The sequence below is a fragment of the Rathayibacter sp. VKM Ac-2803 genome (assembly GCF_009807175.1).
Taxonomy (GTDB): Bacteria; Actinomycetota; Actinomycetes; order Actinomycetales; family Microbacteriaceae; genus Rathayibacter.
This window is the reverse complement of the sequence record NZ_WUCD01000001.1, coordinates 54,190-73,269: the sequence shown is the minus strand read 5'-3', so window position 1 is coordinate 73,269 and position 19,080 is coordinate 54,190. Positions and strand designations below refer to the sequence as shown.

Genomic DNA, 19,080 nt, shown 5'->3' with positions numbered 1-19,080 from the left:
TCAGCTGCGGAGCGCGAGGGCCTCGCTCCACCAGCGGCGGTGCAGCGCCCACGGGTCGGGCTCGCCCGCGCCGACCGTCTCGATGTGGCCCTCGAGTGCGGGGCTCCTGGCGAACCACTCGGTGCGCTCGAGCCGCTCGGCGGCGAACTGAGCGTGCCGGTGCTGCTCGAGCGCCCGGCCGCCGCGCTCGAACGCGAGCAGCTCCTCGTGGCGCAGCCGGTGCAGGCGCTGGCGGGGGTTGCCGCTGGTGCCGATCTTGATGCGGTCGCCGAAGCGGATGTAGTACACGACCTCGACGCGCGGCGGCGCGAGCTCGGCGTCGGGCACCTCGCCGAAGCGCCACTCGCAGGCCGCGCAGAGCCAGGCCGCGGGGAGCCGCACGCCCAGCCGGGAGCCGCAGACGAGGCACGGCGACGGCAGGGCGTCGACGACGCCGTCCTCGCGGGCGACCCAGTCGTGGGCCAGCGCGAGGTGCGCCGAGCAGAGCGCGAGCGGCGCCCCCTGCTCGGCGGGCGCCGGGCACTCGTCGATCGCGCAAGCGTTCATCCTCGGACGCTAGGCGCGACCCCCGACATCGCTCAGGGCAGGCGGTCGACCAGCTCCGAGGCCACGCCGGTGTACGCGGCGGGCGTCAGGGCGAGCAGGCGCGCCTTCGCGGCTTCGCCGATGTCGAGGGAGCCCACGAACGCCGCGAGGTCGTCGGCGCCGAGGCGCTTGCCGCGGGTGAGGTCCTTGAGCATCGCGTAGGGGTCGGTGATCTCGGAGCGGCCGGCGACCACCTCGGCGCGGATGACGGTCTGGATGGCCTCGGCGAGCACCTCCCAGTTGGTGTCGAGGTCGGCGGCGAGCGCCCTCGGGTCGAGGTCGATCTCGAGCAGGCCCCGCGCGATGTTGTCGAGCGCGAGGAGGGAGTGGCCGAACGCGACTCCGATGTTGCGCTGGGTCGTCGAGTCGGTGAGGTCGCGCTGCAGCCGCGAGGTCACCAGGGTCTGCCCGAGCGAGTCGAGCAGGGCGCTCGAGAGCTCGAGGTTGGCCTCGGCGTTCTCGAAGCGGATCGGGTTGATCTTGTGCGGCATGGTCGAGGATCCGGTTGCGCCGGCCTGCGGGATCTGGCGGAAGTAGCCGAGCGAGATGTAGGTCCAGACGTCGGTGCAGATGTTGTGCAGGATCCGGTTCGCGTGCGCCGCCTTCCCGTAGAGCTCGGCCTGCCAGTCGTGCGACTCGATCTGGGTGGTCAGCGGGTTGAAGACGAGGCCGAGGGAGGCGACGAACTCCTCCGCCAGGGCCGGCCAGTCGGTGTCGGGGTCGGCGGCGAGGTGCGCCGCGAACGTGCCGGTCGCCCCGCTGAACTTGCCCAGGTACTCCGTCGCCTCGACCTGCGCGATGACGCGCTCGAGCCGGAACGCGTAGACGGCGAACTCCTTGCCCATCGTGGTCGGCGTCGCCGGCTGGCCGTGCGTCCGGCTCAGCATCGCCTCGTCGCGGTAGCGGACGGCGAGCTCGCGCAGGGAGTCGACCACCGAGCGCAGCTTCGGCAGCCAGATCTCTCCGACGGCCTGCCGGACGACGATCGCGTAGGAGAGGTTGTTGATGTCCTCGCTCGTCGCGGCGAAGTGGGTGAGCTCGGCGATGCGGTCGAGGCCGAGGTCGGCGAGCCAGTGGCGCACCAGGTACTCGACGGCCTTCACGTCGTGGCGGGTGCGGGCCTCGAGGGTCGCGAGCTCGTCGATCTCGGCCTGGCCGAAGTCGCGGGCGCGGCGGCGCAGCTCCTCGGCGGTCGCGGCGTCGACCGGCTCGGAGCCGAAGAGCCGGCGGTCGGTGAGGGCGAGCAGCCACTCGACCTCGACGTGCACGCGCGCGCGGTTGAGCCCCGCCTCGGACAGGTACTCGCCGAGCGACGAGACGGCGCCGCTGTACCGGCCGTCGAGGGGGCTCAGCGGCTGGGTGGGGAGCGAGGTCATGCGGTGGGGCCTTCCGGGTCGCGGTGGTCCGCGCGGGCCGCGGAGCCGGCGACGGCGCCGGAGCGCGCGTCGGGGGAGTCGGGGCGGGCGGCGCGATTGCCGCGGAGCCCGGGTTCGATCTGGGCGAAGAGCGACCGGCACGCGCTCTCGATGAGCGAGAGCACCGAGTCGAACGCCGCCGCATCGGAATAGTAGGGGTCGGGCACGTCGCCCTGCGGCGAGAGGGACGGCTCGAAGGCGAGCAGGCGGCGCACCTTCTGGCGGTCGACGTCGGTGCGCGCCCACGACCGCAGTGCGCGCTCGTGGCCGTGATCGAGCGCCACGACGAGGTCGAACTCGTCGAACCGCGTGGGGTCGAACAGCTGCGCGCGGTGCGTGCCGCCGTCGAGTCCGCGGCGCTCGAGAGCATCGAGTGCGCGGTGGTCGGCGTGCTCGCCGAGGTGCCACTCCCCGGTGCCGGCCGAGCTGATCTCGATGGCGGAGGCGAGCCCGGCGCGCTCGGCGAGCGAGCGCAGCACCGCCTCGGCCATCGGCGACCGGCAGATGTTGCCGGTGCAGACGAAGCACACGGCGAAGGCCGAGGGCGCGGGGGAGCGGGGGGTCACCCGCCCATTGTGGCGCACCGCGGCTCCTCCACACCCGGTCGATCCGGCCGCTCTCCACGGGTCGGGCGGCGACCCTCCCCGGGCCCTTCGCGCTCGTCGAAGCTGGGCGCGAACGAGGTGGAACGGAGGCGGTGCGGATGGTGATCGATCAGCAGGCGGGGGTGGCGGCGTGGCCGAGCGCGGAGCTGGCGGCGCTCGCCGAGGGGATCGGCGGGGTGCGGGCGGCGGCGGCGGGCCTCCTCCCCGACGCCGGCTGGGAGGACGACGCGGCGCGCGTCTTCGCGGAGCGGGTGGGCGAGCTCCAGGGCGGCCTCGCGGTCGCCGAGGGCGCGGCGCGCGGCCTGGCGGGCGGTGGTGGCAGGTGAGCTCCGCTCTCCTCGACCGCGTCGACACCGGTGAGCTGGACGAGCGCCGGCGAGCGCTCGACACGGTGCTGCGGGGTCTCGCCGACTGCACCGGCGCCGCGGCGCGGGCGGCGCCCGCGGTCGGTGCGGCCGCGCCGGAGCGGGTCGGCGAGCTCGAGCTGCTGACGAGACGGCTGCACGGGCTCGAGGCCGAGGCTCTCCAGCTGCGGGACGCCCTCGTCGAGGCGGCCGCGGCCTACGCGCGAGCGGAGGAGGCGCTCGAGGAGGGTCCGGTCGTCGTCCCGATCCGGGTGGCGCCGCTGGTCTCGGCGGTCGTCTTCGGGCTGCGCGCGTCGGAGTCGTTCGCCCGTCGCGTGCCCGGTGCGCGCGAGGACGCCGCGCGGCTGGTCAGGGCGACGGCCGATGCGGCGTTCGGCTCGGTCGGGGCGGCGGCCCGCGTGCTGGCCGGCGACGACGGGGCCCGCGACGACCTCGCCGAGGAGAAGGACGAGCTGGTCCGCGCCCTCCTCGGCGATCCGCTCGTGGTCGAGGGCCTGCGAGCGACGATCTCGACGATCGGGCTGGGCACCGAGATCGGCGTCCTGCTGCTGCCGCCACAGGTCGCCGACGTTCTCGGCGGTCGTCCGGCCGATGAGGTGATCGGCCAGGGCGTGAGCTCGGCGGCGGGCGTGCTCGTCGTCCTCGCGACCCTGTTCGGCGTCCTCCCGGCGCCGGGCGAGCGCCGCCTGCGCATCGAGTCGGTCGAGCCGCCCCCGGTCCGGCTGGGGTCGGCGGCGTCGGCGCCGTCGAGCTGGGGCGAGCTGGCCGCTCGCATCCCTCCGAGCGATCCCGACGGTCCGCAGGTCGTGATCGAGCGGTTCGGCGAGGAGTGGCTGGTCACGCTCTCGGGAACGACCGACTGGACCGGAGACCCCGAGCAGGCCTTCGGTGCGGCGTCGAACCTCCGGGCGATGAGCGGCGGAGGCTCCGCATCGGTCGCGGGCACGCTCGCGGCGATGGAGGCGGCGGGCATCCCCGAGGGGGCGCCCGTGACGATCGCGGCTCACTCGCAGGGCGGCCTGGTCGCGCTCCGAGTGGCGCAGTCGGAGCGGTACGACGTGCACGACCTCGTCTCCTTCGGCAGCCCGGTCCGCGGACTCGACCTGCCGGACGGAGTGCGCTCGGTCTCGGTCGAGCACTCCGACGACCTCGTGCCGGCGCTCAGCGGATTCGGGCGCACCGCCTCGCAGGAGCCGGGAGTCATCGTCGTCGAGCGCGACTCGCCCGACTCGACGCCGCAGGAGAGCCCGGTGCCCGCGCACGCCCTCGAGGCCTACGTGGCGACCGCGCAGACGCTCGATGCCGATCCGCGCCTCGCCGCCTCGGGCGCCGCTCTCTTCGGGCTCTGGCGCACGCCTCCCGACTCGAGGGTCGCCGGCCGGCTGACGATGGTGCCGGTCAGTCCTCGCGGCGCCGCAGGAGCGGCCGGACGACGAGCCCGATGAACCAGTTGACGATCGCGAGCACCAGTGCGCCGAGCACGCCCCACCAGAATCCGTCGACGACGAGCCCGAAGCCGAACAGCCCGCTGACCCAGGCCGTGAGCAGCAGGAGGAGCCCGTTTACCAGGAACGCGACCAGCCCGAGCGTGAGCACGTACAGCGGGAAGGCGACCACGCGGACCACGCCGCCGACCACCGCGTTGACGACTCCGAAGATCACCGCCACCAGGAGGTACGTGAGGATCGCCGCGGTCGGCCCCTCCTCGTACGGATCCACGCGGACGCCCGACACGACGAGGGTGGTCAGCCAGATCGCGACGGCGTTGGTCAGGAGTCCGAGGAGGAGTCTGCGCATGCGACCACTATCCCGGCACGGCGCGGTGACCGCGAGCCGGAGCTCAGGTGACGGGGTCGTCGATCGACGGGGTCGGCGCCGGTGCGCAGAGGTCGGGGTCGGTGCTGCAGTCGGGGCCGGGGAGGGAGGACGGCTCGGGCTCCGGTTCGGGCTCGGGCTCGGGTGCGGGCGGCGTCGGGACCGCGGGCGGCGCAGGACGGATGGTGGCCTGGGGCGGAGCGGGAGCCGGGGCCGGCGGCTGCTCGATCGGCGCGGGCGCCGCGGGCGGTGCGGTCTCCGCGGGGGCGCTCGGGGCCGGAGCCGGCGGCTGGGTGGCCTGCGGCGGGGGCGGGCCACCGCCGCTGCCCGGAGGCGGGATCAGCGGGTCGCGCGCCTCGAGCACGTCCGCCGCGGCGGCGGCGAGGCCCGAGCGCGCCTCGACGGCCGTCTCGAGCCGGTCGATCGCGGCCGAGAGTGCGGTGCGTCGGGCGGTCGAGCCGCGGCCGGAGGCGAGCGTCGCCTCGCCGAGACCGCGCACGCGATCGGCGAGGGCGAGTGCCGCCTCCGTCGTCGCCGTCGTCGCCTCGGTGATCGCGTCGGCCGAGACGCCGCCGAGCGCGGAGTTGAGCCCGGTGAGCGCCGAGAGCAGGGTGCCGCGGAGGGCGCCCGTGACGGTCGCGTCCGTCGCCGTGAGGAGCGCGAGGGCGTCGTCCCGGGTCGCGAGGCCCGCGTCCTTCGCCGCCGTGAACTCGGCGCTGGCCGCCACCTCGACGGCGACCACGCGCGGGCTCGGTGTCGGCTCCGCGCGGTCGGTGGCGGGAGAGCAGGACGCGAGGGCGCCGGAGATCATCGCCGCGACGACGATCGCGGCGGAGGCGCGGGAGAGGGACGGACGCACAGGGCGTCGCCGCTCGGCTCGCCCTCGACTCCGCATGCTCGAACCCTAATCGGGGGGATCGCCGGCGGGCGCCCCTCGAAGGGGGACAGGAGGCATCCGACACCCGATCGTGACCCTCGCGCCGAGCGCGCCCGCCCCCTGTCGGCCCCTCGGCCTAGCATGGGGCGGGTGACCGACCAGCAGGGGCCTCCCGTCCGACTCCGCCCCGAGATCCTCGCGCTCCCGGCCTACCGGCAGGGCCGCGCCGCCTCGGCCGATGCGTTCAAGCTCTCCTCGAACGAGAACCCGTTCGATCCGCTGCCCTCGGTGCTCGAGCGCGTGCGCGGGGTCGACGACTTCAACCGCTACCCCGACGCGGCGGCGACCGCCCTGCGGACGGCGCTCGCCGAGAGCTACGGCGTCGGCATCGACGAGGTGATCGTGGGGGCCGGATCCGTCGCCGTCATCGCCCAGCTGATCAGCGCGGCCGCCGGAGTGGGCGACGAGGTCGTCTACGCGTGGCGCTCGTTCGAGGCCTACCCCTCGCTGGTCACCACCGCCGGCGCCACGAGCGTCCGGGTCCCGCTCCGCGCCGACGACACCCACGACCTCGACGCCATGGCGCAGGCGATCACCGAGCGCACGCGACTCGTCATCGTCTGCAGCCCCAACAACCCCACCGGCACGGTCGCGACGGCCGACGACGTCGCCGCGTTCCTCGAGCGCGTGCCCGCCGACGTCCTCGTCCTCCTCGACGAGGCCTACGCCGAGTTCGTGCGCGACGACCGCGCGGTCGACGGCGCGACGCTCCTCGGCCGCCACCCCAACCTGGTGGTCGCGCGCACCTTCTCCAAGGCGTACGGCCTCGCCGGACTCCGCGTCGGCTACGCGATCGGGCACCCGCGCATCCTCGACGCCGCCCGATCGACCGCGATCCCCCTCTCGGTGACCCGCTTCGCCGAGACGGCCGCCATCGCCTCCCTCGAGCACCGCGACGAGCTGCTCGAGCGGGTGCACCGCATCGTGCAGCTGCGAGACGAGCTCTGGCAGGCACTGCTCGACCAGGGCTGGACGCTCCCGAAGTCCGAGGCGAACTTCCTCTGGTTCGACACCCGCGACGAGACGGAGTGGGCCGCCGGGGTGTTCGAGCGGGCCGGAGTCGTGGTCAGGGCGTTCCCTCCCGAGGGCATCCGCGTCTCGATCGGCGGGCAGAGTTCTGTCGAGAAGCTCCTCTCCGCGGCGTCGCACATTGTCGGGTCCCTCCCCGAGGGTCATCCGGCCAGGCGGATAGGTTAGTCGGGTGGTAGCCACCAGCACGCAGTCGCCGACGGTCCAGTTCCTCACCGCGGACGGTCGCTTCTCGCCGACCCCCGCTGCCGAGCAGTACGCGTCCCAGCTCGACGGGATCGGCGAGGAGCAGCACCGCTCCTTCTACCGCGAGATGGCGGTCGTCCGCCGGTTCGACATCGAGGCGGCGAACCTGCAGCGGCAGGGGCAGCTCGGGCTCTGGGTGCCGAGTCACGGGCAGGAGGCGGCACAGGTCGGCTCCGCGTTCGCGATGCGGCCGCAGGACCACGTGTTCCCCTCCTACCGCGAGCACGTCGTCGGCAAGATCCGCGGCATCGACCTCCTCGGAGTCCTCGCACTGCTGCGCGGAGTGAGCCACGGCGGCTGGGACCCGGCCGACCCGGCCAACGGCAACTTCCACCTCTACACGCTCGTCCTCGGCTCGCAGGCGCTGCACGCGACCGGCTACGCGATGGGCCTCACCCTCGACGGAGCGACCGGCACCGGCGACCCCGAGAAGGACGCCGCGGTCGTCGTCTACTTCGGCGACGGCGCCTCCAGCCAGGGCGACGTCAGCGAGGCGATGGTCTTCGCCGCCAGCTACCAGGCGCCCGAGGTCTTCTTCCTCCAGAACAACCACTACGCGATCTCGGTGCCGGTCGCGACGCAGTCCCGCAGCCCGCTCTACCTCCGCTCCTCCGGCTTCGGCATCCCCGGGGTCCAGATCGACGGCAACGACGTGCTCGCCAGCTACGCCGTCACGGCCCAGCACCTGCAGGACGCGCGATCCGGAGGCGGCCCCCAGTTCATCGAGGCCCTCACCTACCGCATCGGCGCGCACACCTCGAGCGACGACCCGACGAAGTACCGCACCGACGACGAGCTCGCCTCGTGGGTCGCGAAGGACCCGATCACCCGCTTCGCCGCGTACCTCCGCACGGAGGGCGCGCCCCAGTCGTTCTTCGACGAGGTCGACGAGGAGGCGAGGGACTACGCCGCCGACATCCGCAGGAGGCTCCTCGCACTCGAGGCTCCGCCGGCCGACGTGATCTTCGATCACGTGTACTCGGAGCCGCACCCCCAGGTCGCCGAGCAGAAGGCCTGGCTCCACCGCTACGAGGAGTCCTTCGGAGGCGACCCGCGATGACGATCGACACGAGGACCACCACGACCCAGGCACCCCTCACCGAGGTGCAGCTGGAGTCGATGTCCATGGCCAAGGCGCTCAACGCCGGCCTCCGCCGCGCGATGACCGAGAACGACCGCGTCCTGCTCATGGGCGAGGACATCGGCCCGCTCGGCGGAGTGTTCCGCATCACCGAGGGCCTGCACGCCGAGTTCGGCCCGAAGCGCGTGCTCGACACTCCGCTGGCCGAGTCGGGCATCGTCGGCACGGCGATCGGACTCGCGATGCGCGGGTTCCGGCCCGTCTGCGAGATCCAGTTCGACGGCTTCATCTACCCGGCGTTCGACCAGATCACCTCGCAGCTGGCCAAGATGACCAACCGGCACGAGGGCGGCCTCACGATGCCCGTCGTCATCCGGGTGCCCTACGGCGGGCACATCGGCGCCGTCGAGCACCACCAGGAGAGCAACGAGGCCTACTTCGCCCACACGGCGGGGCTCCGCGCCGTCAGCCCGTCCACTCCGAACGACGCGTACTGGATGATCCAGGAGGCCATCGCCTCGGACGACCCGGTGATGTTCTTCGAGCCCAAGAGCCGCTACTGGCCCAAGGGCGACGTCGACCTGCGCTCCTCCGCCGCCCCGCTGCACGCCTCGCGCGTCGTCCGCCAGGGCGAGGAGGTCACGCTGGTCGGCTGGGGACCGATGGTGTCGGTGCTGCTCCAGGCCGCCCAGCTCGCGGGCGAGGAGGGCACGAGCGTCGAGGTCGTCGACCTGCGCTCGCTGTCGCCGATCGACTGGGAGCCGCTGCTCGCCTCCGTGCGGAAGACCGGCCGGCTCGTGGTCGCCCAGGAGGCCTCGGCGAACGTCAGTCTCGGGTCCGAGATCGCCGCGACCGTCACCGAGAAGGCCTTCTACTCGCTCGAGGCCCCCGTCCTGCGGGTCGCCGGATTCGACACCCCCTTCCCGCCCGCCAAGGTCGAGAAGCTCTTCCTCCCCGATGTCGACCGCGTGCTCGAGGCCGTCGACCGCTCGCTCGCGTACTGACGCGCCCCCCACTTCATGAACGACCGGCACAGCCAGGAGTCCCGACGATGACAGAGCAGTTCCTCCTCCCCGATGTCGGCGAGGGCCTCACCGAGGCCGAGATCGTCGCCTGGAAGGTCAAGGTCGGCGACGAGGTGGCCGTCAACCAGGTGCTCGTCGAGATCGAGACCGCGAAGTCGCTCGTCGAGCTGCCCTCGCCGTTCAGCGGCACCGTCGTCGACGTGCTCGTCGACGAGGGTCAGACCGTCGACGTCGGCACGCCGATCATCACGGTCACCTCGGGCGCCGGAACGGTCGGATCCGAGATCCCGGCGATGCCCGCGCAGGCCGCGCCCGCCGCTCCGCCCGCGCCCTCGACCACCGAGCCCGGCGAGGGGTCGGGAGCCGCTCTCGTCGGCTACGGCACCGCCGGCGGCCACGTCGCGACCCGCCGCCGCCGCACCGGCGCTCCCGCTCCGGAGGCGCCCGCGCGTCCCGCCGCGCCCGCGCGCCCCGCGTCCGTGCCCGCCGCCGCCGCGCTCCCGGTGATCGCGAAGCCGCCGATCCGCAAGCTCGCCAAGGACCTCGACGTGAACCTCCTCGAGGTGCAGGCGACCGGCCTCGCCGGCGAGGTCACCCGCGACGACGTCATCCGGCACGCCTCGCAGGCCAGCGTCTTCCGCAACATCCAGACCCCGGAGTGGGGAGACTCGCGCGAGGAGCGCATCCCCGTCCGCGGCGTCCGCAAGGCCATCGCCGCGGCGATGTCGCACAGCGCGTTCACGGCCCCCCACGTCAGCGTCTTCGTCGACGTCGACGCGACCCGCACGATGGAGTTCGTCAAGCGCCTGAAGAACTCGCCCGACTTCGCCGGCGTCAAGGTGTCGCCGCTGCTGATCATGGCGAAGGCGATCATCTGGGCGGTGCGGAGGAACCCCACCGTCAACTCCGCGTGGACCGATTCCGAGATCATCGTCCGCCACTACGTGAACCTCGGGATCGCCGCCGCCACCCCGCGCGGCCTCATCGTGCCGAACGTCAAGGACGCCCAGTCGATGAGCCTCCTCGAGCTCGCCGGCGCCCTCGAGCAGCTCACGCTCGCCGCCCGTGACGGCAAGACCCAGCCCGCCGACATGCAGAACGGCACCATCACGATCTCGAACATCGGCGTCTTCGGCATGGACACCGGCACCCCGATCCTCAACCCCGGCGAGGTCGCGATCATCGCCCTCGGCACGATCAAGCAGAAGCCGTGGGTCGTCGACGGCGAGGTCCGCCCCCGCTTCGTCACCACCGTCGGCGGATCCTTCGACCACCGCGTCGTCGACGGCGACGTCGTCAGCCGCTTCGTCGCCGACGTCGCCAGCGTGCTGGAGGAGCCGGCGCTGCTGCTCGATTGAGCGCATTCCTCCTTCGTCGTCATCCGCTCCGCGGTCGGCTCTCGCAGGTGGGTGCGTATCGCAGAGCGGGTCGCGTACCGGTACGACGAATCGCTGGGACGCGATTCGCCGGTGACCTCGGCCGCGCTCGATCGAGCGGATTCCTCCTGCGTCGTCATCCGCTCCGCGGTCGGCTCTTCGGGGTGATTGCGTTCGGCAGAGCGGGTCGCGTCCCGGTACGACGAATCGCTGACACGCGATTCGCCGGTGACCTCGGCCTTGGGCGGTAGGCGCGGAGTCGGGGTGAGGCAGGCAGTCGCTGCGAGCGGGGTGCTCGGCCCCAGCATGCTGGTCGAGTAGCCCCGCAGGGGCATATCGAGACCCGCCAGCTTCAGAAGATCAGGCTGCTGACCAGGCCTTCTGACGCTGGTGGATCTCGATACGCCCGCTTCGCGGGCTACTCGAACAGCAGGGAGGCAGGCAGGAAGGCGGGCCGGCTCATCGCGCGACGCGCGGGCAGTCAGGCGAGCGGTGGATCCGGCCGACGGTCAGTGTGCGCCGGGGCCGAACGAGTGCAGGGTGAGGTCTGTGCTCAGCAGCTCGCTCGCGAGGGCGCCGCGGACGCTCGTGCCCTGGGCGTCGAGCGGCGGGCTGATCACGGCCGCGCCGAGGCGGCCGGGGGCCGAGAGGACGACGGCTCCCGAGACGCTCGATTTCGCGGGGACGCCGACGGCGCGCATCCACCGGCCGGAGCCGTCGTAGACCCCGCAGGTCGCCATCACCGAGACGACGTCACGGGCGACTCCCGCGGGCACCACGCGCTCGCCCGTCAGCGGGTTCACGCCGCCGAGAGCGAGCGTCGCTCCCATCACCGCGAGCGCCTCCGCGTCGACCAGCACCGCGCACGCTCGGGCGTAGGCGGCGACCGCGTCGTCCGCGCCGAGGTGCAGGGTCCCCTCCGCCCGCATGAGGTGAGCCAGGGCGTGGTTGCGGTCGCCGAGCAGGTGCTCGTTGCAGGCGACGCTCTCGTCGACCTCGAGCGGCCGGCCGGCGAAAGCCGACAGTCCGTCGAGGATGCGGGCGCTGCGGCCGCGCTCGTCGCCTCCGTCGACCAGGGAGGCCGTCAGCAGGGCGCCCGCGTTGACCATCGGGTTCGGCGGGCGGCCGGTTCCGGTCTCGAGCTTCAGGGCGTCGAACGCCTCACCGGTCGGCTCGATGCCGACGCGGTCGAGCGCCTCGCCGTCGGTGTCGAGCAGGGCCAGGGCGAAGAGGAACGGCTTGACGGCCGACTGGATGCTGAAGGCGACGTCGGACCGAGCGGTCGTGCGCACCGTGCCGTCGGGGAGGGCCAGGGCGAGGGCGCAGAGATCCGGGTCGGCGGCGGCGAGCTCGGGGATGCTGTCGTCGACGACGCCACCGCTCTCCTCGAGCACCCGGCTCCGCAGCTCGTCGAGGTCGTAGGCGAGTGGGTCGGGGAGTGCGCTCATCACTCCACTCTGACAGGGGCGGCTGGGTACGGTTCAGCCGATGATCCGGCGCACCGCCTCCTCGACGACGGCGTCGTCGGCCGGCTGGTCGTCGAGCGCGCGGTGGATCGTCAGCCCCTCGGTCAGCGCGTCGATCATCCTCGCCGTCAGCGGATCGAAGTGCTGCTCGAGAGCGGCGCGGGAGCGCGCCATCCAGGTGTGAGTGATGACCCGGTACTCCGGCCGCCGTGCGGCGAGCGTGTAGAGCTCGTGGGTGAGCACGAGCTCGCGCCGGCTGCCGAAGATGTCGTGCACGACGACGTCGATCACGGCCCGGCGCGCCTCGGCGGGGGTGCCCGCGGCGTCCATCCGGCGTTTCGTCTGCGCAGCGACCGTGTCGGCGAAGCGCGTGAACGCCTCGTGCAGCAGGTCGTCCATGCCGGCGAAGTGGTAGCTCATCGACCCGAGCGGCACGTCGGCCGCGGCGGCGACGCGACGGTGCGAGGTCCCGGCGACACCCTCCTCCGCGATCACGTCGAGGCAGGCGTCGATGATCCGGTCGCGCCGTTGCGGGTCGGTGCGCCGCGGTGCCCGGTCTGCGCTCACTCGGCGATGCTCCGCAGGACGCGGGCGGGGTTGCCCACGGCGACGACTCCGGCAGGGATGTCGCGCGTGACGACCGACCCCGCTCCGATGACGCTGTCGTCGCCGATGCTGACTCCGGGGCAGACGATGACCCCGCCGCCCAGCCAGACGTTGTCGCCGATCGTGATCGGCAGCGCCGCCTCGAGCTTGTCGCGGCGCGGGCCGGGTGCGACCGGGTGCGTCGGGGTCAGCAGCTGCACGTTCGGGCCGATCTGGCAGTCCTCGCCGATCGTGATCGCTGCGACGTCGAGGGCGGTGAGGTGGTAGTTGACGAAGGTGCGCGCGCCGATCGTGATGTTCTCGCCGTAGTCGACGAACAGCGGAGGCTTCACGAACGCGCCGTCGCCCAGCGACCCGATCAGCTCGTCGAGCAGCGGGCGGGCCGCGGCCTCGTCGTCGACGGCCGCGCGGTGGTAGGCATCGGCGAGCCGGACGGCGCGCTGGGCGAGGCGGGCGCTCTCGGGGTCGTCGGCGATGTAGAGGTCGCCGGCGAGCATCCGCTCGCGGTTCGTGCGGTCGTCTCCGGCGAAGTGGTCCATGTGCACGATCGTACACATGGCGTGTACGTTCGTACACATGACTGACCTCACGCCTCCGTCCCGCGAGGCCCGACGCGCTCGCGGCGCCGTGGCCGCGCTGTTCCTCACGAACGGCGCGCTGTTCGCCAACCTCATCCCGCGCTTTCCCGAGATCAAGGCCGACCTCGGGCTCGACAACGCGGCGTACGGAGTCGCGATCGCGGCGTTCCCGGCCGGTGCGATCCTCGCGGGGCTCGCCGCCGGTTCGCTGATCCGGCGGTTCGGGAGTGGGCGCACCACGGTCGCGGGCACGATCCTCACGGCGGCCGGGACGATCGTCGCCGGGTTCTCGCCCGCGCTCCTCGCCTTCGCGGCGGCCCTCCTCGTCGCCGGCGCGACCGACGCGATCGCAGACGTGGCGCAGAACACGCACGGGCTGCGCGTGCAGCGGCGCTTCGGCCGCTCGATCATCAACTCCTTCCACGCGATCTGGTCGATCGGCGCGGTGCTCGGCGGCTCGATGGCGGCGGGCGCCATCGCGCTGGGCGTCCCCCGCTCGACCCACCTCCTGATCTCGGGGGCGCTCTTCTCGGTGGTGTCGCTCGTGGCGCTGCGCTTCTGCCTCCCCGGGAAGGACGACGAGTCCGAGCCCGGCGCGGCGCCGGCCGTTCGCGGACGCGTCACGGCGCGGGTCGGCTTCGTGCTCGCGGCGCTCGTCGCCGTCGCCATCGCGGGCACGCTCGTCGAGGACGCGGCCTCGACCTGGGCGGCCGTCTACCTGAACGGCGACCTCGGCGCCACGGCGGCGGTCGCAGCCTACGGATTCGTCGCTCTCGTCGGCGCCCAGTTCGTCGGCCGGATCTTCGGCGACCGGCTGGTCGACCGCTTCGGACAGCGCACGGTGGTGCGGGTCGGCGGCGCGATCACGGCGGCCGGGATGGGCGCGGCGCTGCTGTTCCCGTCCGTTCCCGGCACGATCCTCGGATTCGCAGCGGCCGGTTTCGGGCTCGCGACCACGGTGCCCGCCGCGATGCACGAGGCCGACGAGATCCCGGGGCTGCGCGCCGGGACCGGGGTGACCCTCGTCTCGTGGCTGATGCGGCTCGGCTTCCTGCTGTCGCCTCCGATCGTGGGCCTGGTGGCCGACGGAGCGGGACTGCGGGTGGGGCTGCTGGTGGTGCCGATCGCCGGAGTCGTGGCCGTCGTGCTCGCGGGAGTGCTCAGTGCCCGTCGCCACGAGGGGAGCGCCTCGTGATCGCCGCGGTGCTCTGGGACATGGACGGGACGATCGTCGACTCGGAACCCGTGTGGGTGCGGGCGCAGGGCCTGCTCGCCGCACGGTTCGGCTGCACCTGGACCCGGGCCGATGCGCTCGCGCTGATCGGCAGCACGATGGAGCAGACCGTCAGCGCGCTGCAGGCGGCGGGCGTCGAGCTCGATGACGACACGCTGGCCGCGGTGCTCGAGGACGATGTCCTCGCCGAGATGCGCAGCGGCCTCGTCTGGCGGCCGGGGGCGCGGGAGCTGCTGCGCGAGGTGCACCGCGAAGGCGTTCCGCAGGCGATCGTCACCACATCATCGCGCTCGGTCGCGCAGGTCGTCGTCGAGGCGCTCGCCCCGGAAGTGGTCCTCGCGACCGTCGTCACCGGGGACGACGTGACGCGGGGCAAGCCGCATCCCGAGCCGTACCTCCTGACGGCTGCGCGGCTCGGGGTCGACATCTCGCAGTGCGTGGCGATCGAGGACTCGCCGACGGGACTGGCCGCGGCCGTCGCCTCCGGTGCCGTCGCGATCGGGGTGCCGCACGACGCGCAGCTCGAGGAGGGCGGCGACCGGACGATATGGCCGACTCTGGCGGGGCGCGGTGTCGGCGATCTGCAGGAACTGGTGGCGTCGCGTCGCTGACGGCCGCGCAAGTAAGGCTGGATCCCTCGAACCGCCCGCGATCGGGAGGAATCGGCCACTCGGCCTTACTCATGAGGGAGGTGCCGGGCGCACGTCCTTCTCCGACGGAACTTCGGCTCGCAGAATCACGTTCGGCTCGCAGGAATCGAGGATTCCCACGAGCCGAACGTGATTCGACGAGCCGGAGGTGCGGCTAGGCCGTCAGCGCGACCGCCGTCCACGACACCGGGGGCAGGGCCAGCGTCAGCACGCCGTCGGTCAGCTGCGCGGAGGCGGGGCGCAGGCCGACGCGCTCCTGGTCGTCCTTCGTGTTCTTCGCGTAGGGGTCCTCGTCGAAGAGGGCCACCGCCTCCGCGACCGTCGAGACGCCGAGGCCGCTCACGTCGACCGAGACCTCGAGCGCCTCCGTGGTCGAGCGGTTGACCAGGAACACGGCGGCGCGGTCGTCGTCGAGCGTCGCGACGGCGTCGACCAGCGGCGCTTCGCCGTGCCGGGCGGTCGGGTAGGTGCCGACCTCGATGCGGGGCTCGAGCACGGCTCCGGAGGCGAGGCGCGCGGTCGTCGAGAACGGGAAGAACGTGGTCTGGCGCCACGCGGCGCCTCCGGGCTCGGTCATGATCGGCGCGATCACGTTGACGAGCTGCGCGAGCGATGCCGAGGTGACGCGGTCGGAGTTCTTCAGCAGGGTGATCATCAGGTTGCCCACGACGACCGCGTCCGCGACCGAGTAGACGTCCTCGAGCAGGCGCGGTGCGTACTCCCACTCGCGTGCGGTCTGGTCGCCCTCGGCGTCGGCCGTCTCCTTGGCCTGCCACTCCTCGAGGTACCAGACGTTCCACTCGTCGAACGAGAGCTTGATGTCCTTCGTCTTGCGCAGCTTGTGCTTCACGTGGTCGACGGTCGCGGCGACCGTGGTGATGAAGTACTCCATCTCGAGCGAGGAGGCGAGGAACGAGCCGAGGTCTCCGCCGTACTCCTGGTAGTAGGCGTGGCACGAGACGTACTCGACGTCGTCGTAGGTGTGCTCGAGGACGACGCGCTCCCACTCGCCGAAGGTCGGCATGCTCGACCCGGACGAGCCGCAGACGACCAGCTCGAGCGACGGATCGGCGATCTTCAGGGCCTTGGCCGTGCGGGAGGCGAGCTTGCCGTAGTCGTCGGCGTTCATGTGGCCGACCTGCCAGGGGCCGTCCATCTCGTTGCCGAGGCACCACATGCGGATGTCGTGCGGCTCCGCCGTGCCGTTGGCGATGCGCTGGTCCGCGAGGGCGGTGCCGGCGGACCCGTTCGCGTACTCGAGGACGTCGAGCGCCTCCATCACCCCGCGGGTGCCGAGGTTGACGGCGTACATGATCTCGCTGCCGGTCAGCTTCGCCCACTTGGCGAAGTCGTCGAGGCCGACCTCGTTGGTCTCGAGCGAGTGCCAGGCCAGGTCGCGGCGGCGGGGGCGCTCGGCGCGCGGGCCGACCCCGTCCTCCCAGCGGTAGCCCGAGACGAAGTTGCCGCCGGGGTAGCGGATCGTCGTCGATCCGAGCTCCTTGACGAGGTCGACGACGTCGAGGCGGAAGCCGTCCTCGTTCGCAGTCGGGTGCCCGGGCTCGTAGATGCCGTCGTAGACGCAGCGGCCGAGGTGCTCGACGAACGAGCCGAAGAGGCGCGGGTTCACGGGAGCGACCACCGCGGCCGGGTCGAGGGTGATGCGCGCCGAGGCGGCGGCGCGGGGGGCGTCGGTCATGGGGAGCCTTTCGGAGCGTCTCTACAACGATGGAGACAACGTTGTAGAAACGATGATGGGGAGTCGCCGGGGGCGGTGTCAAGAGCGTCGAGGTGCTGTACTGGACGGCGTGGGATCGATCGACGCGTGCGCACTCCTCGCCGACCGGGTCGACGCGATCGCGTCGCGCGAGACGCGGCCCCGGGCGTTCCTCCACGCGGTCGCGCTCGAGATCGCGGGGATCAGGGGCGGGCTGCTCGGCCCCGTCGACCTGGCCACCGGCGGTCGCAACCGGATCCGCGGCCGCGGATTCGCCCCCGCCTACGACGACGACACCCGCGGCCAGGCGAGGCACTTCGCCGGGGTCGCCGGCGCGACGCTCTTCCTCGGCGGCGGGCTCGCGCACGTGTTCCTCCGCACGCTCGGTGGCGATCGCCCGGGCAGCGCCGACGACCGGCTGACCCACCGCGCGATCGAGTGGAGCCGCCTCGTGCGCCGCGGCGAGCTGGCGATCGCGGACGCCGGCGACTGGATCCGCCGCGAGATCTGCGCCTGCGACTGACGTGCCGCCGGTCGACTCTCCGCCCGGGCCGCCGTGTCGCGACCGTCCTCCGGGGTCGGCGTCCCTCACGCTGGGGCGGACGAGAGGGGGCGCGATGGACGCGCGCGAGCACGAGGTCCGCCGGCGGATGGACCACCACGAGCTGTACACCGACTCCGGCGAGGGGCTCGAGGCGCTCGAGGAGGAGCGGCTCCGCGGCAAGGAGCTGGCCCACGCGTACAACGCGACCGGCCCCCGCGACGCCGAGGAGCGCCGGCGCCTGCTGCACGAGCTGTTCGAGGCGGTCGGCGAGGGCGCCTGGATCGAGCCTCCGCTGCACGTCGCCTACGGCAACCGCGTGCGCCTGGGCGATCACGTCTACGTGAACTTCGGCCTCACCCTGGTCGACGACGTCGAGGTCGTGATCGGCGATCGCGTGATGATCGCCCCGAACGTCACGATCAGCACGACGGGCCACCCCGTGCACCCGGAGCTCCGCGCGGACGGCACCCAGTTCTCGGCCCCCGTGACGATCGAGGACGACGTGTGGATCGGCGCGGGCGCGATCCTCCTGCCGGGCGTCGTGATCGGCGCGGGGTCGGTCGTGGCCGCGGGGGCGGTCGTGACGGCGAGCGTGCCTCCGATGGTCGTCGTCGGCGGAGTGCCTGCGCGCGTGCTGCGCCCGATCGGCGAGGCGGACCGAGGCGCGTGGGAGTACCGGGCGCCGCGGACGCTCGCCTGAGCGGAGATCAGCTCGAGGCCGTCGACTCGCGCTCCTGCACGGTGAACGCGGCCTCGTGCCGACGGGGCGGAGCCGTCGCCGTGCCGTCGATGCGCGCCTGCAGCACGTCGACGGCGGTCTGCGCGATCTCGTCGCGGCCGGGGGAGATGCTCGAGAGGCTCGGCACCGAGTAGGCCGACTCGTCGATGTCGTCGAAGCCCATCACCGCCACGTCGGCGGGCACGCGGAGGCCGGCGTCCTGGAGGGCGCGGATCGCGCCGAGGGCGAGGGTGTCGTTGAAGGCGAAGACGGCGTCGAACGCGACTCCGGAGGCGATGATCCGGCGCATCGCCGCCGCTCCGTTCGCGCGGTGCCACGGTCCGGAGGCGCCCACCAGCCGCTCGTCGAAGCCCACGCCGGCCGCCTCCAGGGCCTCGCGGTAGCCCTGCGTGCGCAGCGGGGCGGAGCCGACCTGCTCGCCCTCGTGGGCCCCCAGGGCGAGGATCCGCCGGCGCCCGGAGGCGAGGAGGTGCGCCGTCGCGGCGCGGGCCGCGGCCACGTTCTGCATCGTGACGTGATCGACGCGGTCGGTGAAGATGCGCTCGCCGAGCAGCACGAGCGGATAGTCGACGGCCAGCTCCGGCTCGTCGGCGCTGCCGAGGCCGAGCGGGCTGAAGAGCAGCCCGTCCGTCAGCTGACGGCGGGCGCTCGTGAGGACGCTGCGCTCGCGCGCGGGGTCGCCCTCGGTCTGCTCGATCAGGACGGTGAGCCCGCGCCGGTCGGCGGCGCGCATCACGCTGTCGGCCAGCTCGGCGAAGTAGGGGAGGCTCAGCTCGGGCAGGGCGAGCCCGATCACTCCTGTGCGCCCCCGACGGAGGCTGCGCGCCGAGAGATTGGGGCGGTAGCCCAGCTCGGCGATCGCCGCCTCGACGCGCGCCCGCGTCTCGGGGCGGATGTGCGGGTAGTCGTTGATGACGTTGGAGACCGTCTTGATCGACACCTCCGCCACGCGGGCGACGTCGTGCAGGGTGACCGCCACGTTCCTCCTCGGCCGGCTCGGATCGCCCCAACCTACAACGTTGTATCGCAGACAGCACATACCGTCACGACCGGGCGCTGCTCGCGATTTT

The 19,080-nt window shown here is 73.0% G+C and carries 20 protein-coding genes; 10 read left to right on the top strand and 10 right to left on the bottom strand.

The features are described 5' to 3' along the window. From GRS96_RS00355 to GRS96_RS00345, 3 genes are read right to left on the bottom strand one after another with little or no spacing between them, the layout of a single operon-like run. Positions 1-546 carry a GIY-YIG nuclease family protein gene (locus tag GRS96_RS00355; protein ID WP_159987415.1) on the bottom strand — a complete coding sequence of 182 codons (546 nt, stop codon included), beginning with the start codon at positions 544-546 and terminating at the stop codon, positions 1-3. A 32-nt stretch (positions 547-578) separates the two neighbouring features. Further along, a complete protein-coding gene (gene purB, locus GRS96_RS00350; RefSeq protein ID WP_159855574.1) occupies positions 579-1,961 on the bottom strand; it encodes an adenylosuccinate lyase in 1,383 nt (460 codons plus the stop codon). Further along, positions 1,958-2,566, bottom strand: coding sequence for a low molecular weight protein-tyrosine-phosphatase (locus GRS96_RS00345; protein ID WP_204162006.1), 609 nt, complete (start codon positions 2,564-2,566; stop codon positions 1,958-1,960). The genes purB and GRS96_RS00345 overlap by 4 nt, the downstream gene beginning before the upstream one ends. 137 nt (positions 2,567-2,703) lie before the next feature. On the opposite strand from GRS96_RS00345, the gene GRS96_RS00340 reads away from it, so the two are divergent. Further along, positions 2,704-2,931 carry a hypothetical protein gene (locus tag GRS96_RS00340; protein ID WP_159855575.1) on the top strand — a complete coding sequence of 76 codons (228 nt, stop codon included), beginning with the start codon at positions 2,704-2,706 and terminating at the stop codon, positions 2,929-2,931. Continuing rightward, the gene (locus GRS96_RS00335) at positions 2,928-4,415 is read left to right on the top strand and encodes a hypothetical protein (RefSeq protein ID WP_159987414.1); all 1,488 of its coding nucleotides are present in this window, start codon (positions 2,928-2,930) and stop codon (positions 4,413-4,415) included. Before GRS96_RS00340 ends, GRS96_RS00335 begins: the two co-directional genes overlap by 4 nt. Here the strand turns inward: GRS96_RS00335 and GRS96_RS00330 are convergent. Together GRS96_RS00330 and GRS96_RS00325 are read right to left on the bottom strand one after the other, a co-directional pair. Beyond that, positions 4,369-4,767, bottom strand: coding sequence for a phage holin family protein (locus GRS96_RS00330; protein ID WP_159855577.1), 399 nt, complete (start codon positions 4,765-4,767; stop codon positions 4,369-4,371). The two genes, GRS96_RS00335 and GRS96_RS00330, sit on opposite strands and share 47 nt — an antisense overlap. Before the next feature lie 43 nt (positions 4,768-4,810). Continuing rightward, a complete protein-coding gene (locus tag GRS96_RS00325; RefSeq protein ID WP_159987413.1) occupies positions 4,811-5,644 on the bottom strand; it encodes a hypothetical protein in 834 nt (277 codons plus the stop codon). Positions 5,645-5,803: 159 nt separating this feature from the next. Between GRS96_RS00325 and GRS96_RS00320 the strand changes: the two genes are divergently transcribed. From GRS96_RS00320 to GRS96_RS00305, 4 genes are read left to right on the top strand one after another with little or no spacing between them, the layout of a single operon-like run. Beyond that, entirely contained in the window at positions 5,804-6,919 is a 1,116-nt protein-coding gene (locus tag GRS96_RS00320; protein WP_159987412.1) for a histidinol-phosphate transaminase, read from the top strand. Between the two features lie 4 nt (positions 6,920-6,923). Further along, positions 6,924-8,057 carry a thiamine pyrophosphate-dependent dehydrogenase E1 component subunit alpha gene (locus GRS96_RS00315; RefSeq protein ID WP_159987411.1) on the top strand — a complete coding sequence of 378 codons (1,134 nt, stop codon included), beginning with the start codon at positions 6,924-6,926 and terminating at the stop codon, positions 8,055-8,057. Positions 8,058-8,116: 59 nt separating this feature from the next. Beyond that, positions 8,117-9,082: an alpha-ketoacid dehydrogenase subunit beta gene (locus GRS96_RS00310; RefSeq protein WP_442966630.1), complete on the top strand. Its 966-nt coding sequence runs from the start codon at positions 8,117-8,119 to the stop codon at positions 9,080-9,082. 47 nt (positions 9,083-9,129) lie between these two features. Next, on the top strand, positions 9,130-10,461 hold the full coding sequence (locus GRS96_RS00305; protein ID WP_159987409.1) for a dihydrolipoamide acetyltransferase family protein: 1,332 nt from the start codon (positions 9,130-9,132) through the stop codon (positions 10,459-10,461). A 527-nt stretch (positions 10,462-10,988) separates the two neighbouring features. On the opposite strand, the gene glsA is transcribed toward GRS96_RS00305, so the two are convergent. From glsA to GRS96_RS00290, 3 genes are read right to left on the bottom strand one after another with little or no spacing between them, the layout of a single operon-like run. After that, entirely contained in the window at positions 10,989-11,927 is a 939-nt protein-coding gene (gene glsA / locus GRS96_RS00300; RefSeq protein ID WP_159853203.1) for a glutaminase A, read from the bottom strand. A 33-nt stretch (positions 11,928-11,960) separates the two neighbouring features. Further along, on the bottom strand, positions 11,961-12,512 hold the full coding sequence (locus GRS96_RS00295; RefSeq protein WP_159987408.1) for a TetR/AcrR family transcriptional regulator: 552 nt from the start codon (positions 12,510-12,512) through the stop codon (positions 11,961-11,963). Next, positions 12,509-13,096 carry a sugar O-acetyltransferase gene (locus GRS96_RS00290; RefSeq protein WP_159989194.1) on the bottom strand — a complete coding sequence of 196 codons (588 nt, stop codon included), beginning with the start codon at positions 13,094-13,096 and terminating at the stop codon, positions 12,509-12,511. The genes GRS96_RS00295 and GRS96_RS00290 overlap by 4 nt, the downstream gene beginning before the upstream one ends. Positions 13,097-13,127: 31 nt before the next feature. Between GRS96_RS00290 and GRS96_RS00285 the strand changes: the two genes are divergently transcribed. Both GRS96_RS00285 and GRS96_RS00280 read left to right on the top strand, forming a co-directional pair. Further along, entirely contained in the window at positions 13,128-14,324 is a 1,197-nt protein-coding gene (locus GRS96_RS00285; protein WP_159987407.1) for an MFS transporter, read from the top strand. Then, complete coding sequence (locus tag GRS96_RS00280; protein ID WP_159987406.1) at positions 14,321-14,974, top strand: HAD family hydrolase; 654 nt, start codon at positions 14,321-14,323, stop codon at positions 14,972-14,974. Before GRS96_RS00285 ends, GRS96_RS00280 begins: the two co-directional genes overlap by 4 nt. Before the next feature lie 193 nt (positions 14,975-15,167). Here the strand turns inward: GRS96_RS00280 and arfA are convergent, their stop codons facing one another. After that, positions 15,168-16,709, bottom strand: a complete 1,542-nt coding sequence (arfA, locus tag GRS96_RS00275) for an arabinosylfuranosidase ArfA (RefSeq protein ID WP_159987405.1) — start codon at positions 16,707-16,709, stop codon at positions 15,168-15,170. Between the two features lie 109 nt (positions 16,710-16,818). Here arfA and GRS96_RS00270 point away from each other — a divergent pair, with 109 nt between their 5' ends. Together GRS96_RS00270 and GRS96_RS00265 are read left to right on the top strand one after the other, a co-directional pair. Then, entirely contained in the window at positions 16,819-17,250 is a 432-nt protein-coding gene (locus GRS96_RS00270; RefSeq protein ID WP_159987404.1) for a hypothetical protein, read from the top strand. 94 nt (positions 17,251-17,344) lie between these two features. Further along, on the top strand, positions 17,345-17,971 hold the full coding sequence (locus GRS96_RS00265; protein ID WP_159987403.1) for a sugar O-acetyltransferase: 627 nt from the start codon (positions 17,345-17,347) through the stop codon (positions 17,969-17,971). Positions 17,972-17,978: 7 nt separating this feature from the next. Here the strand turns inward: GRS96_RS00265 and GRS96_RS00260 are convergent, their stop codons facing one another. After that, positions 17,979-18,989 carry a LacI family DNA-binding transcriptional regulator gene (locus GRS96_RS00260; RefSeq protein ID WP_159987402.1) on the bottom strand — a complete coding sequence of 337 codons (1,011 nt, stop codon included), beginning with the start codon at positions 18,987-18,989 and terminating at the stop codon, positions 17,979-17,981. Between the last annotated feature and the right edge of the window lie 91 nt (positions 18,990-19,080).

Coding starts and splice junctions, on each gene's coding strand:
- GRS96_RS00340 (WP_159855575.1), top strand. CDS start 2,704: ATGGTGATCGATCAGCAGGCGGGGGTGGCGGCGTGGCCGAGCGCGGAG.
- purB (WP_159855574.1), bottom strand. CDS start 1,961: ATGACCTCGCTCCCCACCCAGCCGCTGAGCCCCCTCGACGGCCGGTAC.
- GRS96_RS00310 (WP_442966630.1), top strand. CDS start 8,117: ATGTCCATGGCCAAGGCGCTCAACGCCGGCCTCCGCCGCGCGATGACC.
- arfA (WP_159987405.1), bottom strand. CDS start 16,709: ATGACCGACGCCCCCCGCGCCGCCGCCTCGGCGCGCATCACCCTCGAC.
- GRS96_RS00355 (WP_159987415.1), bottom strand. CDS start 546: ATGAACGCTTGCGCGATCGACGAGTGCCCGGCGCCCGCCGAGCAGGGG.
- GRS96_RS00330 (WP_159855577.1), bottom strand. CDS start 4,767: ATGCGCAGACTCCTCCTCGGACTCCTGACCAACGCCGTCGCGATCTGG.
- GRS96_RS00320 (WP_159987412.1), top strand. CDS start 5,804: ATGGGGCGGGTGACCGACCAGCAGGGGCCTCCCGTCCGACTCCGCCCC.
- glsA (WP_159853203.1), bottom strand. CDS start 11,927: ATGAGCGCACTCCCCGACCCACTCGCCTACGACCTCGACGAGCTGCGG.
- GRS96_RS00305 (WP_159987409.1), top strand. CDS start 9,130: ATGACAGAGCAGTTCCTCCTCCCCGATGTCGGCGAGGGCCTCACCGAG.
- GRS96_RS00265 (WP_159987403.1), top strand. CDS start 17,345: ATGGACGCGCGCGAGCACGAGGTCCGCCGGCGGATGGACCACCACGAG.
- GRS96_RS00285 (WP_159987407.1), top strand. CDS start 13,128: ATGACTGACCTCACGCCTCCGTCCCGCGAGGCCCGACGCGCTCGCGGC.